Annotated in this window: 14 protein-coding genes; 12 read left to right on the top strand and 2 right to left on the bottom strand. The window is 71.5% G+C overall.

What is annotated here, in order from left to right:
* The first annotated feature begins 105 nt into the window (after positions 1-105).
* Positions 106-2,850, top strand: coding sequence for an immune inhibitor A domain-containing protein (locus ACIBQ1_RS39600; protein ID WP_397285106.1), 2,745 nt, complete (start codon positions 106-108; stop codon positions 2,848-2,850).
* Between the two features lie 85 nt (positions 2,851-2,935).
* Positions 2,936-3,874 carry a diacylglycerol/lipid kinase family protein gene (locus ACIBQ1_RS39595; protein ID WP_397285104.1) on the top strand — a complete coding sequence of 313 codons (939 nt, stop codon included), beginning with the start codon at positions 2,936-2,938 and terminating at the stop codon, positions 3,872-3,874.
* Between the two features lie 21 nt (positions 3,875-3,895).
* On the opposite strand, the gene ACIBQ1_RS39590 is transcribed toward ACIBQ1_RS39595, so the two are convergent.
* Together ACIBQ1_RS39590 and ACIBQ1_RS39585 are read right to left on the bottom strand one after the other, a co-directional pair.
* Positions 3,896-4,660 carry an SWIM zinc finger family protein gene (locus tag ACIBQ1_RS39590; RefSeq protein WP_397285102.1) on the bottom strand — a complete coding sequence of 255 codons (765 nt, stop codon included), beginning with the start codon at positions 4,658-4,660 and terminating at the stop codon, positions 3,896-3,898.
* 2 nt (positions 4,661-4,662) lie between these two features.
* Positions 4,663-7,725: an SNF2-related protein gene (locus ACIBQ1_RS39585; RefSeq protein ID WP_397285100.1), complete on the bottom strand. Its 3,063-nt coding sequence runs from the start codon at positions 7,723-7,725 to the stop codon at positions 4,663-4,665.
* Between the two features lie 53 nt (positions 7,726-7,778).
* Between ACIBQ1_RS39585 and ACIBQ1_RS39580 the strand changes: the two genes are divergently transcribed.
* The 10 genes from ACIBQ1_RS39580 (at position 7,779) to ACIBQ1_RS39535 (ending at position 15,372) form a co-directional block, all read left to right on the top strand.
* Positions 7,779-8,540, top strand: coding sequence for a methyltransferase domain-containing protein (locus tag ACIBQ1_RS39580; RefSeq protein ID WP_397285098.1), 762 nt, complete (start codon positions 7,779-7,781; stop codon positions 8,538-8,540).
* A gap of 257 nt (positions 8,541-8,797) precedes the next feature.
* The gene (locus tag ACIBQ1_RS39575; RefSeq protein ID WP_397285095.1) at positions 8,798-9,178 is read left to right on the top strand and encodes a phage holin family protein; all 381 of its coding nucleotides are present in this window, start codon (positions 8,798-8,800) and stop codon (positions 9,176-9,178) included.
* Positions 9,175-9,837, top strand: coding sequence for a DUF3618 domain-containing protein (locus ACIBQ1_RS39570; RefSeq protein WP_397285093.1), 663 nt, complete (start codon positions 9,175-9,177; stop codon positions 9,835-9,837). Before ACIBQ1_RS39575 ends, ACIBQ1_RS39570 begins: the two co-directional genes overlap by 4 nt.
* Positions 9,838-9,884: 47 nt before the next feature.
* Entirely contained in the window at positions 9,885-10,310 is a 426-nt protein-coding gene (locus ACIBQ1_RS39565; protein ID WP_397285091.1) for a protease inhibitor I42 family protein, read from the top strand.
* Between the two features lie 39 nt (positions 10,311-10,349).
* The gene (locus ACIBQ1_RS39560) at positions 10,350-11,066 is read left to right on the top strand and encodes a DUF1838 family protein (RefSeq protein WP_397285089.1); all 717 of its coding nucleotides are present in this window, start codon (positions 10,350-10,352) and stop codon (positions 11,064-11,066) included.
* Between the two features lie 18 nt (positions 11,067-11,084).
* Positions 11,085-11,489, top strand: coding sequence for an HIT family protein (locus tag ACIBQ1_RS39555; protein ID WP_397285087.1), 405 nt, complete (start codon positions 11,085-11,087; stop codon positions 11,487-11,489).
* A 28-nt stretch (positions 11,490-11,517) separates the two neighbouring features.
* Entirely contained in the window at positions 11,518-12,696 is a 1,179-nt protein-coding gene (locus ACIBQ1_RS39550) for a sensor histidine kinase (protein ID WP_397285086.1), read from the top strand.
* Positions 12,697-12,729: 33 nt separating this feature from the next.
* A complete protein-coding gene (locus tag ACIBQ1_RS39545; protein ID WP_397285084.1) occupies positions 12,730-13,479 on the top strand; it encodes a LytR/AlgR family response regulator transcription factor in 750 nt (249 codons plus the stop codon).
* Positions 13,476-13,853 (top strand): hypothetical protein, encoded by a 378-nt coding sequence (locus ACIBQ1_RS39540; protein WP_397285082.1) that lies wholly within the window; start codon positions 13,476-13,478, stop codon positions 13,851-13,853. Before ACIBQ1_RS39545 ends, ACIBQ1_RS39540 begins: the two co-directional genes overlap by 4 nt.
* A gap of 31 nt (positions 13,854-13,884) precedes the next feature.
* Positions 13,885-15,372, top strand: coding sequence for a cation acetate symporter (locus tag ACIBQ1_RS39535; RefSeq protein WP_397285080.1), 1,488 nt, complete (start codon positions 13,885-13,887; stop codon positions 15,370-15,372).
* Position 15,373: the final 1 nt, after the last annotated feature.

Raw genomic sequence — 15,373 nt, 5'->3', positions numbered from 1 at the left:
CGTTTCAACAACGCACTTTACGATTCGTTGACCTACCCTCTAGCGTCCGGCATTGCACACCCCTATGGCCATGCGCCCGGCCATCCCGGGCAGAGAGGGTTCCTGGTGCCCAGCACGAAGCGCTTATTAGCAGCTTTCCCGGTGGTCGCCCTTCTCGGCGCCGCCCTGTCCGCGCCCACGGCTCAAGCGGCTTCTGCCGCGAACTACGAGCCCACGGCCGCGGACCAGTACATCAACTACGCTCCTCCGGCGGTCGAGAAGGACCCGCAGGAGCCGTCGGTCAACGACAAGAACCAGCGCTCGCTCACTCCGGCACAGAAGTTCGACCGAAAGTTCACCAGTGGAAATCCGGCCGCCGGCCGCATTCTCGCGGCCCGCGAGAACCAGGCCATCAGGACCGGCCGCAATCCCGCTGAATGGATTTTCAAGAACTCCAAGCAGACCCGCACGGCCAAGCTCCTGACGATCCTCGTCGAGTTCAACGAGCAGGCCAACGACGACTTCTCGGGCTTCAACCGGCTGCGCACGACCAACAGCGAGTCGAACGACTGCGTGGTGGAGCCGCCCGGCACGCTCAAGAACGGGCCGCTGCACAACAACATCCCCGACCCGGCCGCGCTGCCGCACAAGGACAACAACTCCTTCTGGGTCAAGGACTTCAGCCCCGCGCACTTCAACAAGATGCTCTACACCGACAAGGGCATCACCGAGCGCGTCCGCCCCGACCTGAAGGACCCGCGCGACGGCAAGCCCGGCATCGACATCTCCGGCTACACGATGAAGAAGATGTACGAGGAGATGTCCAAGGGCGCCTACTCCGTCACCGGCTCGGCGGTCGGCTGGATCAAGGTCCCGCACTCCGAGGCCTGGTACGGCGCCGCGGCCTGCGGCGGTCCTCCGCAGGACATGTCCGGCCACCCCGACAACCCGCGCGGCGCCCAGCAGCTGCCGATCGACGTGGTGGAGAGCCTGGTCAAGGCCCAGCCGGCCTTCCCGTGGGCCGACTACGACGTCGAGGACGTCGCCGACGCCGACGGTGACGGCAACTTCAACGAGCCCGACGGCGTGATCGACCACCTGGTGCTGGTGCACGCCGGCAAGGACAAGTCCTCCGACGGCGGCGCCGAGGGCACGTACGCGATCTGGGCCCACTCCAGCGCGGTCGCCGGCGGCTACAAGGTCCCCGGCACCGACAAGAGGATCTCCAACTACATCGTGCAGCCCGAGGACTCCGGCGTCGGCGTCTTCGCCCACGAGTACGGCCACGACCTGGGCCTGCCCGACCTCTACGACACCTCGGGCCAGGCCAGCTCGGCGGTGGACTTCTGGGACCTGATGTCCAGCGGCTCCCACTCCGGCCCGATCTTCCAGTCGATGCCGTCCCACATGGGCCTGTGGGACAAGTGGGTGCTCGGCTGGGCGAACCCGAAGACGTTCGACCCGGGCGACGCCTCCAAGCTCGTCACGGTCGGACAGTCCTCGCGCACGCCCAAGTTCACCGAGGACGGCGTCCGGGTCAACCTGGCCTCCACACCGCTCAAGATGATCGACGTCCACAGCGGCTCGAACGCCTGGTGGAGCGGCCTGGACCAGGACTGGGCCAACCTCACGGTGACCCGCGACCTGCCCGTCCCCGCCGGGACCGATCTCAAGCTCTGGATGTGGAACAACTATGTGATCGAGCAGGACTGGGACTACGGCTTCGTCGAGGTCTCGACCGACGGCGGCCAGACCTGGGCCCAGCAGAAGATCTTCGACGAGGCCGGCGCCGAGGTCAGCACGCCTGACGACTACCCGGACCCGAACAAGAACCTGCACGCCTTCGGCGAGAAGAAGTACGGCCTCACCGGCGACAGCGGCGGCTGGCGGCACGACTACGTCAACCTGACGCCGTTCGCCGGGAAGACGATCAAGCTGCGGCTGACGTACAACACCGACGCCGCCTTCCAGGAGCGCGGCTGGCACGCCGACGACTTCCAGCTCACCAACGGCGGCACGGCCGTCTGGAGCGACGACGTCGAGAACGGCGACAACGGGTGGAAGGCCGTCGGCGGCACGTTCACCAACACCAGCGGCCAGGGCTGGACCCGCAACAACGGCAGTCGCGAGATCTCCCGGTTCTACCTGGCCGAGTGGCGCAACTTCGACGGCTTCGACAAGGGCCTGCAGTACACCTACGACACCGACTACCTCCGCGACGGGGCGTGGAAGGTGCAGAAGCTGAAGTACAACGCGCCGGGCCTGCTGGTGTGGTACCGCGACTCGACGTTCATCAACAACAACATCGGCAACACCCTGCGGCTCCCGCCGAGCCTCGGTCCCAAGGGCAGCCTGCTGGTCGTGGACTCGCACTTCGACCCGCTGCGCCGCACCGGGACCGCGGCCGAGAAGGACCCGACGCTGCAGAAGAACCTCCAGGGGCGCGTCCAGTCGTCCAACGCCGCGTTCGGGTTCGGCAAGACGTACCCGTTCAAGGAGTGCATCGAGGCGGCCGACGAGCCGTTCAGCGCGTACTGCACGGACCTGCCCGCGCAGAAGGGCGTCCCGGCCTTCACCGACGCGAAGACCTGGTTCCCGGGCCTCGAGGTGATCGGCACCGGTCTCTACTACCGTGACTTCGACGCCTCGGCGGTCGTGCCGTCGAAGGGCGACCAGACCTACAGCAGCCGGGTGGTGCACCAGGACGGCACCCCCGCCACCGAGCTGTACGGCCAGGTGGCCGCCGGCTCGGTGCTCGGCACCGGCAACCCCGGTGACGAGGGCAAGGCACTGGGCGTCCAGTTCAAGCTGGTGAGCCCGTTGCCGGGCAACCTGGGCGCCATCGTCCAGGTCGTCCCGCCGAAGAAGTAACGATCACGAGGGCCGCCGGGATGTGTCCCGGCGGCCCTCCTAGTCCGGCCATAGGTGGCGCGGTCTGCGCCTACCATTGGTGACCATGAGCGAATTGCGCACCAAGGACGAGCACACCGAGGCGATCCGGAGGGATCGCAAGGTGGCAGTGGTGGTGAACACTCGCTCGCGCCGTGGCCGCCGCCACTACTTCGAGGTGATCGAGCAGATCCACAACCTCGGCTTCGAGCCGCTGGTGGAGCTGTCGGTCTACAACCCCAAGCGGCTGCGCGAGCTGCTCGACGCCGCCCTGGCCACCAAGCCCGACCTGCTCGTCGTGGGCGGCGGCGACGGCACGCTCTCCTCGGCCGTCCGCCATGTGGCCCACCGCGACGTGGCGCTCGGGGTGCTGCCGCTCGGCACCACCAACAACTTCGCCCGCAGCCTCGGCCTGCCGCTGGACCTGGCGGGGGCGATCAGGGTGTTCGCCGAGGGCAAGGTGGCCGACATCGACCTGGGGATGGCGGACGACCGGCCCTTCGCCAACCTGGCCAGCTTCGGGGTGTCCGTCGAGGTGGCGGGCAAGGTCAAGCCGTGGCTCAAGCGCATCGTGGGGCGCCCGGCCTACCCGCTGACCGCTCTGACGATCCTGCCGGGGCACACGCCGTTCCGCGCGTACATCACGGTCGAGGGGCAGCGCCACGAGCTGCTCACCCACCAGCTCAACATCGCCAACGGCCGCTTCCACGGCGGCTGGCAGGTGGCCAAGGACATCAGCATCGACAACGGCATGCTGGTGGCCTACCAGCTCGGCTCGGGCAAGAAGCTGCGCCTGCTCGGCGAGACCCTGATCAGGGCGACCACCGGGCGATGGCGCAGCATGGCCGGCGGGCCGTTCGTGGTGGCGCGGGAGATGCTGCTGGAGACCGACCCGCCGATGGCCGCCGACGTGGACGGCGAGGTGCGGCTGCGCACCCCGATCCGGCTCCGCGTGGTCCCCAACGGCGTGCGCGTGATGGTGCCCGCCTCCTTCGAGGACCGCTGACCACCCGCCGGCGGGGCGAGGTCAGGAGTCGGCGAGCCGCCGGTAGGCCGGGCTGAGCGGGCGGGCCAGGCCCGCGGGCGGCGGGAAGACGCGCAGGAGGAGGTCCGGCGCGACGGCCGCCGGGCGGCGCTCGGGGCGGTGCGCCGTGGCGCCGGGGGCGTAGAAGTCGGCCAGCCGGTCGGCGAACGGCACGTCGCGCACCTCCGGCCCGGGGGCGTCCTCCGCCAGCGACCCCAGCAGCTGCTCCCGGGTCCGGCCGCGCCAGGCCAGCACCAGGAACGGGTCGTCGTCGAACGACTCGGCCAGCAGGTAGAGCGCCGCCGACAGGTGCTTGCACGGGAACCCCCAGTCGGGGCACGAGCAGTCCATGTCGAGATCGCGCGGGAACAGGTCGATCCCGAGCGCCGCGAACAGCTCCTCGATCTCCGCCGGCATCTCTCCCGCCAGCAGCCTGGCCCGGTAGACGGCCTGCTCGGCGATCGACTCCTCGATGGCGGCCCAGCGTCGCTCGCCGTACGCCTCGACCCTGATCACGACCTCGTACGGCTCGGGCCGCGAGCCCTGGACGGCGGCCCTGACCTCGCCCGGGGACAGGTCGATCGACAGGACCTGGCCCTGGCGGGCGTAGGCGCGGCCCCGCGAGAGCCGGCCCTTGTCGCAGATGCGCTCCAGGATGTCGATGAAGCGCCTGGACCACCACGTGGACCCGATGGTGCCGCGCCGCGTGCGGGCCCTGATGCCGCCCTCGACCTTGATCGGCCCGGTGGCCTGGAACCAGTCCGGCATCCTCAGCCCACCCCCTCCGCCGTGAGCCTGAACACCTCGCGCAGCTCCTCGGTCGACAGGTCCGTCAGCCAGTCTTCGCCGGTGCCGACCACCCGCTCGGCCAGGGCCTTCTTGCGCTCGATCATCCGGTCGACGCGCTCTTCGAGGGTGCCCGCGCAGATGAGCTTGCGCACCTGCACGTTCTTGCGCTGCCCGATGCGGAACGCCCGGTCGGTGGCCTGGTCCTCGACGGCCGGGTTCCACCAGCGGTCGACGTGGACGACGTGGTTGGCGGCGGTCAGGTTGAGCCCGACCCCGGCCGCCTTGAGCGACAGCACGAACAGCATCGGCTCCTCGTCGTTCTGGAACCGGTCGACCAGGCGGTCGCGGGTCTTCTTCGGCAGGCCGCCGTGCAGCCACAGGACCGTGGTGTCGAGCCGCTGGGCGAGGTACGGCTGCAGCATGGTGCCGAACTCGGCGTATTGCGTGAAAAGCAGGGCCTTTTCGCCTTCGGCCAGGATTTCCTCGGACAGCTGCTCCAGCCGGATGAGCTTGCCGGACCTGCCCGCCAGGCGGGAGCCGTCCTTGAGCAGGTGGGCCGGATGGTTGCAGACCTGCTTCAGCTTGGCCATGGCGGCCAGCACCAGGCCGCGCCGCTCGATGCCCTCGCTGTCGTCGATCTTGGCCAGCATGTCGTCCACGACCGCCTGGTAGAGCGTGGCCTGCTCCGTGGTGAGCGGGCACCACTCCTTGACCTCCAGCTTCTCCGGCAGGTCGGAGATGATCGACTTGTCGGTCTTGACGCGGCGCAGGATGAACGGGCCGGTCGCCCGCTTCAGCGCCCGCGCGGCCTGCTCGTCCTGGCGGGCCTCGATGGGCTCCTGGAAGCGGGTCCTGAACCGCGAGCGCGGCCCCAGCAGCCCCGGGTTGGCGAACTCCATGATCGACCAGAGCTCGGCCAGGTGGTTCTCGACCGGGGTTCCCGTGAGGGCGAGCCGGCCGCCCGCGGGGATCGACCGCACGGCCTGGGCCTGGAGCGTGCCGCTGTTCTTGATCGCCTGGGCCTCGTCGCACACGACCCTGCGCCACTCGTGCCCCTTGAGCGTCTCGAGGTCGCGCTGGGCGGTGCCGTACGTGGTGATCACCAGGTCGGCGCCGGGGATCAGCCCCGCGTCGCGCCCGCTGCCGTGGTGGACATGGACGCGCAGGCCGGGCGCGAACCTGGCGGCCTCCCGCTGCCAGTTGCCGACCAGGGACATCGGGCAGACGAGGAGCGTGGGCGCGCCGGCGCCTTCGTGGACGAGCAGGGCCAGCGTGGTGATCGTCTTGCCCAGCCCCATGTCGTCGGCCAGAACCCCGCCCAGGCCCAGTTCTGACAGGAAGCTGAGCCAGGCCAGGCCGCGCTCCTGATAGGGCCGCAGCGTGGCCTCCAGCCCCGCGGGGGTCGCGATGGGCGTCAGGCGCCGCTCGGCCTGGCCGGACAGCAGGTCGCCGAGCACGCCGTCGGCGTCGATCTCCAGCAGCGGCAGCTCGGCGTCGTCCTCCCGCACCACGTGGCGCAGGAGGTCGGCGGCGCTCGCCTCACCCGTACGGGCGCCCTCCACGGCCCTGAGCGCGGCCTTGAGCTGCCGGTCGTCCAGCTCCACCCACTGGCCGCGCACCCGGACCAGCGGCACCTTCAGCCTGGCCAGCTCGGCCAGCTCTTCCTCGCTGATCGTCTCGTCGCCCACCGCCAGGTCGACGCGGAAGTCGACCAGCTCCCGCATGCCGAACCCCTGGCCGGTGGCCGCCGTCTGCGCCTTGGTCCTGGTGGTCAGCTTCAGCCCCAGCCGGGTACGCCCGGCCCAGCGCGGCAACTGCACCCCGAACCCGGCCGCCTGCAGCAGGGGCGCCGCCTGGCGCAGGAACCCGAACGCGCCGGCCGTGTCCAGCGTCAGCTCGCTCGGCGCGGGCCCGCGCAGGGCGCGGTCGAGCTCGGGATAGAGCCTGACGGCCCGTCCCAGCCCGGCCAGCAGCTCGCGTTCCGGCCTGCCGGGCAGCCCCGTCACCGCCCCGCCGCTCCAGACGTGGGCGGCCGGGACGTACAGGCTGGGGTCGTCGGCGGCCTGCAGCGCCAGCTCGACCCGCCAGTCCTCGGTGCCGGCGGGCTCCAGCAGCCGGAAGCACACCCGGGTCGCGCCCTGCGCCGACTCGACGCTCTCGCGCCAGCGCTCCAGCTCCCGGCGCAGCTCGGGCACGTCGGGGCACTCGGGCGCGGGGCCGGTCAGGGCGGCCAGCCAGCGCTCGTGGAGCGTCCTGGGCCGGGCGAGCAGGGGCTCGGTGAGGGCCTGGCGGACGAGGGCGTCGGTGAACGCCTCAAGGGCCTCGCGCAGGACGCCGGCGGACGGGCGCTCGACGCGGGAGGTACGGCAGGCGGGCGGCATGGCCAGCGCCAGCTCCCGGAGGTATCCGGCGTCGGCCCCGGTCACCACCGGCCGCCACACGGCCCGCGCACCGGCCTCCGGCACGGCCCACATGGCCATGGAATCGTCGGGCGCGCGGCCGTCGGACGCACGGTCATTGGGCTCGCGGTCATTGGGCCCGTGGTCATTGGGCTCGCGGTCATTGGGCTCCCGGCCGTCGGGCGCGCGGTCGGGGCTCGTGGGGGAGGGGACGAGCTGCGGGATGACGCGGCCGCGGCGTACCAGGTCGCGGGCGAAGGCCACCACGGTGGCCCAGTGGCGCATGGTCGCGGTGCCGGTGTGCCCCGCCGGCACGTGCAGGGCCTCCGCGGTGGGCGGCAGCACGGCGGGGACCTGCCAGAGGCGCAGGCGCGGCCGGGTCGTCTCCGGCAGGCGGCCGGTCTCGGGCGAGGGCAGCGGTTCCTTGGCCGAGCCCGGCAGGAGCAGTTCCAGCGTCCGCGACGGCGGGTCGTCGAGGCCGAGCGCGGCGGCGACGCCGGACGCGGGGGCGGCGAACGGGTGGGGCGCGGGTCCCGCCTGACGCTGCTGCCGGCGCGGGGCGGCCCCGGGGGACGCGTCGCCGGCCTCGGCGATCTCCGCCCAGAAGGCGAGCCCGCCGCCCGCCCAGACCCCGTGTACCAGCACCCCGGCAGGTTACCGCCACCCGCACGAGATCGGGTCCGCCTAGGATCCTGGACATGAGGTTCTCCGGGGCAGAGGGCAGATGGTCGGCCGGGCTGGGGACGCTGCGTGACGTCGTCCGGCAGGACCTCGTGACCCGCCAGCTCGCCGAGCACCTCCCCAAGACCTCCTGCCGCATCCTCGACGTGGGCTCCGGTCAGGGCACCCAGGCACTCAGGATGGCCGCCAGAGGCCACCACGTCACCGCCCTCGACGCCTCCCGCGACCTCCTCCGCCTCCTGGAGGCCGGGATCCAGCCGGGCATGAGCATCCGGACGGTCCAGGCCGAGGCAGAGCGGCTACGCGAGCTGTTCGGGCCGGGGAGCTTCGACGTCGTCCTGTGCCACGGCGTGCTGATGTACTTCGCCGACCCCGACCCGCTGCTCGCCGACCTCGCCCGCCTCCTCGCGCCCGGAGGCGTCCTGTCGCTCCTCGTCCGCAACGGCGACGCCCTCGCCATGCGCGACGGGCTCATGGGCGACTGGGCGCGGGCGCTGCGGGCGTTCGAGGGCACCGGCTACGTCAACAGGCTCGGCGTCCCGGCCAGGGCCGACCGGCTCGACGAGCTCACGCGGCGGCTGGCCGTACAGGGGCTGGAGGTGCGGCAGTGGTACGGCGTGCGGGTGTTCTGCGACGCCGCGCCCAACGACGCGCCCGTCCCCGAGGACATCGGCGACGTGCTGGCGGCGGAGGAGCGCGCGGGCAGGACCGACCCCTACCGGAGGGTGGCCGCGCTGGTCCACCTCATCTGCGCAAAAGGTGAGGAAAGGCTTATATAAGCCGCACCTGAAGTTGTAGCATGTTCGGTATGAACCCTCCCGGATCGTGGTGCGAGCGGCCCAAGCCGCAGGCTCCCTCTTGTGAGCTCCCGTCTCCGTGGAGCAAGCCCAAGCAGCCGGACAACTGGTGTGAAACGCAGAAGGATCCGGTGCTGTCGGCCCTGGGATTCCTACTGAGGGTCGCCAAGCGGTAAAACCGCGTGATAGAGGGCCGTTTGTCTGGGTAGTCGCCTTCCTCAGCGGAGGAGGCGAGCGTCGTGAATGACACCCACAAGCTGGTCAACGACCTCTCCGAGCAATTCTCCAGGCTCGTGAGGGACGAATTCCGCCTGGCGCGGATCGAGCTGGCGGAAAAGGGCAAGCACGCGGGCTTCGGCGCGGGGCTGTTCGGCGCGGCGGGCATGGCCGCGTTCTTCGGCGCCGCCGCACTCGTGACCACCGTCATCCTGCTTCTGGCCCTGGTGCTGCCCGCGTGGGCGGCCGCCCTCATCGTGGCGGGCGTGCTCTTCGTCATCGCCGCGCTGTTCGGCCTGGTCGGCAAGGGCCAGGTACGACGCGTCGGATCGCCGATCCCGTCGGAGACCATCGCGAGCGTCAGGGCCGACTTCGACATGGTCAAGGAGAGGGCACGGCGATGAGTGAGACCGACCCGGGACATCGCGAGCAACACGCCGGAGACGTCGGCGCCCGCAGGGCAATGGTGGGCACGCCGACCGAACGCGAGTCCATCAACGTGCCACCGACCCGGCCGGGCGCGGCCGAGAACGCCCGGCGGGTGGAGGAGGAGCGCATGGCACACGAGACATTTCCCCCCGAAGCCCCCTTCGACAAGGAGCGTACCGAGGCACTGGAACGCGAGTGGGCCGAGGCGGAGTCGCCGCGCCACCACCGCGGCGGGACGCGCCGCACGCAGAGGGCGACGGTACACCGGGAAGAGGCCGACGTGCGCAAGGAGATCGAGGAGACCCGCAGGGAACTGGGCGACACCGTCTCGGCGCTGGCCGCCAAGACCGACGTGAAGGCCAGGGCCGCCCACGCGGCCGAGGCCGCCAAGGACAGGGCCGCGGGCATGGCGGCGGGCATGGCCGGGTCCGTCAAGGAGAAGGCGTCGGAAGTGGCGGGCAAGGTCCGCGAGGGCACGCCTCACCAGGTCAAGGACGCCGCCGGGCGGGTGCGGAAGGGGCCGGTGCTGCTCGTCGCCGCGGCGAGCGCCGTGACCGCCTTCGTCGTCCGCCGGATGATGCTGCGGCGGCACCGTCGCCCGCGCATGATGCGGCGCCGCCGCCCGTTCGGATAGGAGGGACGGGTACGGCCGGCGCCCGCAGGGGCCGATACCCTGCCGTGGTGATTCGTCGAACGGCCGCCGCCGCCATCCTCGCCCTGCTGGTGACGGGATGCGGCGGAGGCTCGGCGGTGAGCGACTTCGGCACGCTGGTCAAGGGCGCCAAGGGCACGACCGTGCCCGTCGAGCTGCGCTCCGGCCAGCGCTTCTCGCTGGTCGTCGCCGACAACCCGTCCGTCGGCGACGACTGGTCGCTGGTGGCCGTGCCGGACCCGAAGGTCGCCTCGTTCATCAGCGAGGAGCACAAGACCGAGGGCGGCGGGGTCGGGGCCGGGGGCACGACCTACTTCGTGTTCAACAGCAAGCGCCCGGGCACGACGGAGATCAAACTGTACGACTGCTGGCGGTGCGGCCAGTCCACGACGCCGCCCGACGAGCAGAGCAGGCGGCAGTCGGGCGAGGCCGTCTTCACCGTGACGGTCAGGTGAGCCCGGCGCCGTGGATGGCCGCCGGTTAGTGTGGGGATCATGGACTTCATCCGGGTGCGCGCCTCCTCCGACGGCGCGGAGACCATCTCCTATTGGACCGGCGACGTGTACGGCTGGCAGGACGACGGCGGGCCGCACCACCTGTTCGGCTTCGAGGGCCTGAACGTCGCCAGGGCGGTCGAGGCCGACGGCGGCTGGCAGTTGCTGACCAGGGAGGCCGCCCTCTACCTCGACCCGAGGACGAGGGAGGTGCTCGACACCTGGGACAACCCGTTCACCGAGCGGGCGGTCGAGGTGCTGCACGTCTTCAACGACCCGGTCAACCAGCGGCTCGGCGCCTACCCCGTGCCGACGACCCGCCTGGGCGACCAGGTGATCTACAACATCGACATCCGCCTGGCCTACCCCTCGCCCCTGAAGGTCGCCGACTACCCCGACAACTCGGCGAGCGACACCTACCGGGCGCTGGAGCTGTTCCAGTTCTTCGCCTCGGCCAAGGACCTGGACTCGGGCGTGCCGGACGTGCCGTGCGTGTTCTCGTGGTGCCGGGTCTCGCCGTGGCTGCCGTGGATGGCGATGGGGCAGCGCGGGGGCGGGCTGGTCTACCACTGCAGGGGCGCCAAGGTGGCCGAGGTGCCGCAGCGGCTGCGCGAGCGGGTGGGCGAGCACTTCCTGCACGCCCCCGCCGAGTGGTCGGCGCCCAACGTGACGAGCTGGACGGCCTTCGCGAAGCGGGCACGACAGCCCCGCGGATGAGGCGGATAGGGTCGGGCGGTGAGCACTGACCTGTTCTGCGAGATCATCGCGGGTGAGCGAGCGGCGACCATGGTCCACTCCGACGAGGTCGCGGTCTCGTTCCTGGACGTCCGGCCGGTCTTCAAGGGGCACGTGCTGGTCGTGCCGAGGGTCCACGTGGAGACGCTCGCCGACCTGGCCGACGTGGGGCCGTTCTTCGAGCGGGTGCAGGCCGTGGCCCGGGCGGTGGAGGAGGGGCTGCAGGTCGCCGGCACGTTCGTGGCCATGAACAATCGCGTCAGCCAGAGCGTGCCCCACCTGCACGTGCACATCGTCCCGCGCAACAAGAAGGACGGGCTGCGCGGCTTCTTCTGGCCGCGCACCACGTACGAGTCCGCCGAGGAGGCCGAGTCGTTCGCCGACCTGATAGCGAAGGCACTGTGAGCGAAGCCCTGAGCTAGGCTCTGGCGGCGTGGAGTACGTGGTGGGGGTCGCCGTGGTCGCGGTGCTCGTCAGCGTGCCCGCGATCGTGCTCTGGCGGGTCATGCGGGGCCGCCGCGAGCTGGGCACCAGCCCGGCGGAGCGGGCCACGTTCGAGACCCTGCACACCGCCTCTCTGGCCGGGCCGCCGCTGCGGGCCGGGCTGACCGCCGACGGCGCCGAGCGGGCCTCGCGCCACCTGCGCGCGCTGCTCGGCTCGGCCGCGCTGGCCATCACCGACCGCGAGCGGCTGCTCGTGTACGACGGCGCCGGAGAGCACCACGCCGACCAGGCGTTCGAGCACGCGGCGGCCACCTTGGAGGACGGCCGCACCCAGGTGCTGACCATCGACTGCGACCTGCTCGAATGCCCGATCCGCCAGGCCGTGGTCGTGCCGCTCACCACCGACGACCGGGTCGTGGGCGCCCTGGCCGCCTACGGGCAGGACGCCTCGGCGGGCCTGGTCAGGGCCGCGCAGGAGGTGGCCGGGTGGGTGGACTCGCAGCTGGAGCTGGCCGAGCTGGACCGCTCGCGCACGCTGCTCATGGAGGCCGAGGTACGCGCGCTGCGGGCGCAGATCTCGCCGCACTTCATCTACAACTCGCTCACCACGATCGCCTCCTTCGTCCGCACCGATCCGGAGCGGGCCAGGGAGTTGCTGCTGGAGTTCGCCGACTTCACCCGCTACTCCTTCCGGCGGCACGGCGAGTTCACCACGCTGGCCGAGGAGCTGCGCTCGATCGACCGCTACCTGATCCTGGAGCGGGCCAGGTTCGGCGACCAGCTCCAGGTGACGCTCCGGATCGCGCCCGAGGTGCTGCCGGTCGCGGTGCCGTTCCTGTGCCTGCAGCCGCTCGTCGAGAACGCCGTCAGGCACGGCCTGGAGAGCCGCAACGGCGTCGGCCGCATCACGATCATCGCCGAGGACGCCGGGGCCGAGTGCCGCATCAGCGTCGAGGACGACGGGCTCGGCATGGACCCCGACCGGCTGCGCCGCATCCTCGCAGGTGACATCCCCGCCTCGGGCGGCGTCGGGCTGGCGAACGTGGACGAGCGGCTGCGCCAGGTCTACGGCGACGAGTACGGCCTCGTGGTCGAGACGGCCCAGGGAGCGGGCACCAAGGTCAACGTCAGGTTGCCGAAATATCACCCAGGCGTCTCTGCCCGTTGACCTCGATCTTTCTTGTCGGTTTTATCACTGTCTATGGCGCAACTACGGGTCCTCGCGGTCGACGACGAGCAGCCTGCCCTCGAAGACCTCTCGTACCTGCTGCGTGCCGACCCCCGCATCGGCGAGGTGGCCACCGCCAGGGACGGCGCTGCGGCGCTGCGGCTGCTCGACCGTGCCATCGCCGACGGCCGGCCGATCGACGCGGTCTTCCTCGACATCCGGATGCGCGGGCTCGACGGGGTGGTGCTCGGGCGGCTGCTGTCGCAGTTCGCGAACCCGCCCAGAGTCGTGTTCGTGACGGCGTACGAGGAGCACGCCGTGGACGCGTTCGAGATCAAGGCCGAGGACTACCTGCTCAAGCCGGTACGCCCGGAGCGGCTGGCGGAGGCGATCCGGCGGGTGGCGGTCTCGGCCGACGTGCCGGCGGAGGTGGGGGAGACCGACACGATCCCGGTCGAGCTGGGCGGGGTGACCCGGTTCGTGTCCAGCGCCGACGTGATCTACGTGGAGGCGCACGGGGACTACGCGCGGCTGCACACGGCCACGGGCAGCCACCTGGTGCGGATCCCGCTGGCCGCCCTGGAGGAGCGGTGGGCCTCGGCGGGGTTCGTCCGCGTGCACCGGAGCCATCTGGTGGCGGTCAAGCACATCGAGGAGCTGCACATCGACTCGGGCAAGTGCACGGTGCGGGTCGGGGACACCGAGCTGCCGGTCAGCCGCCGCCACACCCGCGAGCTGCGCGACCTGCTGGTGCGCAGAGCCAGGAAGGCGAGGTCGCAATGAGTCAACCGCGTCCCGGGCGCCGGGTGGCCGTGACGAGCCCGCGCACGGCCGCCGCCCGCCGTCCGCGCTACCCGGGCACCCGGGAGATCGACGAGCAGACCCGGCTCGGCGAGGTCTACATGCGCTCGTTCCTGCGCACCCAGGTCCGGCTGGCGCTGTTCGTCTGCACGGTGCTGGCGTGCGTGGTCGGCGGGCTGCCGCTGCTGTTCCTGCTCATCCCCGAGCTGCGCTCGGTGCACCTGCTCGGCGTCCCGCTCCCGTGGGCGGTGCTCGCCGGGCTCATCTACCCCGCCTTCGTCATCGGCGCCTGGCTGTACGTGCGCCAGGCCGAGCGCAACGAACGCCACTTCGCCGAACTGGTCAAGCGTCCATGATCGGGCGCGCGCGAGCGGCGGAGCCGGGCCCATGAGCCTCGCGGCGGTGCTGGTCGTCGTGGTGGCGGCCGTGCTGATCGGCGCGTTCGGGATCAGGGTCTCCCGCACCACCTCCGACTTCTACGTCGCCTCCCGCACCGTCAGCCCGCTCTGGAACGCCTCGGCCATCGGCGGCGAGTACCTGTCGGCGGCCTCGTTCCTGGGCATCGCCGGGCTCATCCTGTCGTTCGGCGTGGACATGCTCTGGCTGCCCGTCGGCTGGACCGGCGGGTACCTGGTGCTGCTCGTGCTGGTGTCGGCCCCGCTGCGGCGCTCGGGCGCGTACACGCTGCCGGACTTCGCCGAGGCCCGGCTGGAGTCGATGGCCGTGCGGCGCACCGCGAGCGTGCTCGTCGTGCTGATCGGCTGGTTCTACCTGATGCCGCAGTTCCAGAGCGCGGGCCTGGTGCTGCGGGAGATCACCGGCGCGCCGGTGTGGGTGGGCGGGCTGCTGGTCGCCGTCGTCGTGGCGGTGAACGTGCTGTCCGGCGGCATGCGGTCGATCACGTTCGTGCAGGCGTTCCAGTACTGGCTCAAGCTGACGGCGCTGGCGCTGCCGCTGGTGTTCCTGCTGATGGCGTGGAAGGCCGACGGCGCGCCCTCGGTCAGCCCGCAGGACGCGGCCACCTGGCAGGTGCCGCTGGCCGGGGGCAAGGAATACGGGCTGTACTCGACGTACTCGCTGATCCTGGCCACGTTCCTGGGCACCATGGGGCTGCCGCACGTGCTGGTGCGCTTCTACACCAACCCGGACGGGCGGGCCGCGCGCCGCACGACGCTGGTCGTGCTGTCGCTGCTCGGGGCCTTCTACCTGCTGCCCGCCGTGTACGGCTGGCTCGGCCGCCTCTACGCGCCCGACCTGGTCCGCACGGACACGGTCGTGCTGACGCTGCCCGAGCGGATGGTCGGCGGCACGCTGGGCGACCTGCTGACGGCGCTGGTGACGGCGGGGGCGTTCGCCGCGTTCCTGTCCACCTCGTCGGGGCTGACCGTGTCCGTGGCGGGGGTGATCGCGCAGGACCTGCTCAAGGGCAGCGTGCGCTCGTTCAGGATCGCCACGCTGATGGCGGTGGCGGTGCCGCTGGCCCTGGCGCTGTGGGCGCGGGCGCTGCCGGTGGCGGACGTGGTGGGGCTGGCGTTCGCGGTGGCGGCCTCGTCGTTCTGCCCGCTGCTCGTGCTGGGCATCTGGTGGCGCCGCCTGTCGACCATCGGGGCGCTGGCCGGGCTGTTCGTGGGCGGCGGGCTGGCGTGCGCGGCCGTGCTCGTCACGATCGTCGCCGGTCCGTACGACGGGCTCGCGGGGGCTTTGCTGGGCCAGCCGGCGGCGTGGACGGTGCCGATCGCGTTCGCGGTGATGGTGTCGGTGTCGTTCCTGACCCCGCACCGCGTGCCGCCCGGGGTTGCCAGGACCATGGTCAGGCTGCACACCCCGGAGGACCTCGACCTCGACCGCGGCGACTGGCGCCCCCGCTCGTCGTGAT

Origin of the sequence: Nonomuraea sp. NPDC050153 (assembly GCF_044460125.1) — a bacterium.
GTDB lineage: Bacteria > Actinomycetota > Actinomycetes > Streptosporangiales > Streptosporangiaceae > Nonomuraea.
This window is presented reverse-complemented; position numbering and strand designations above follow the sequence as displayed.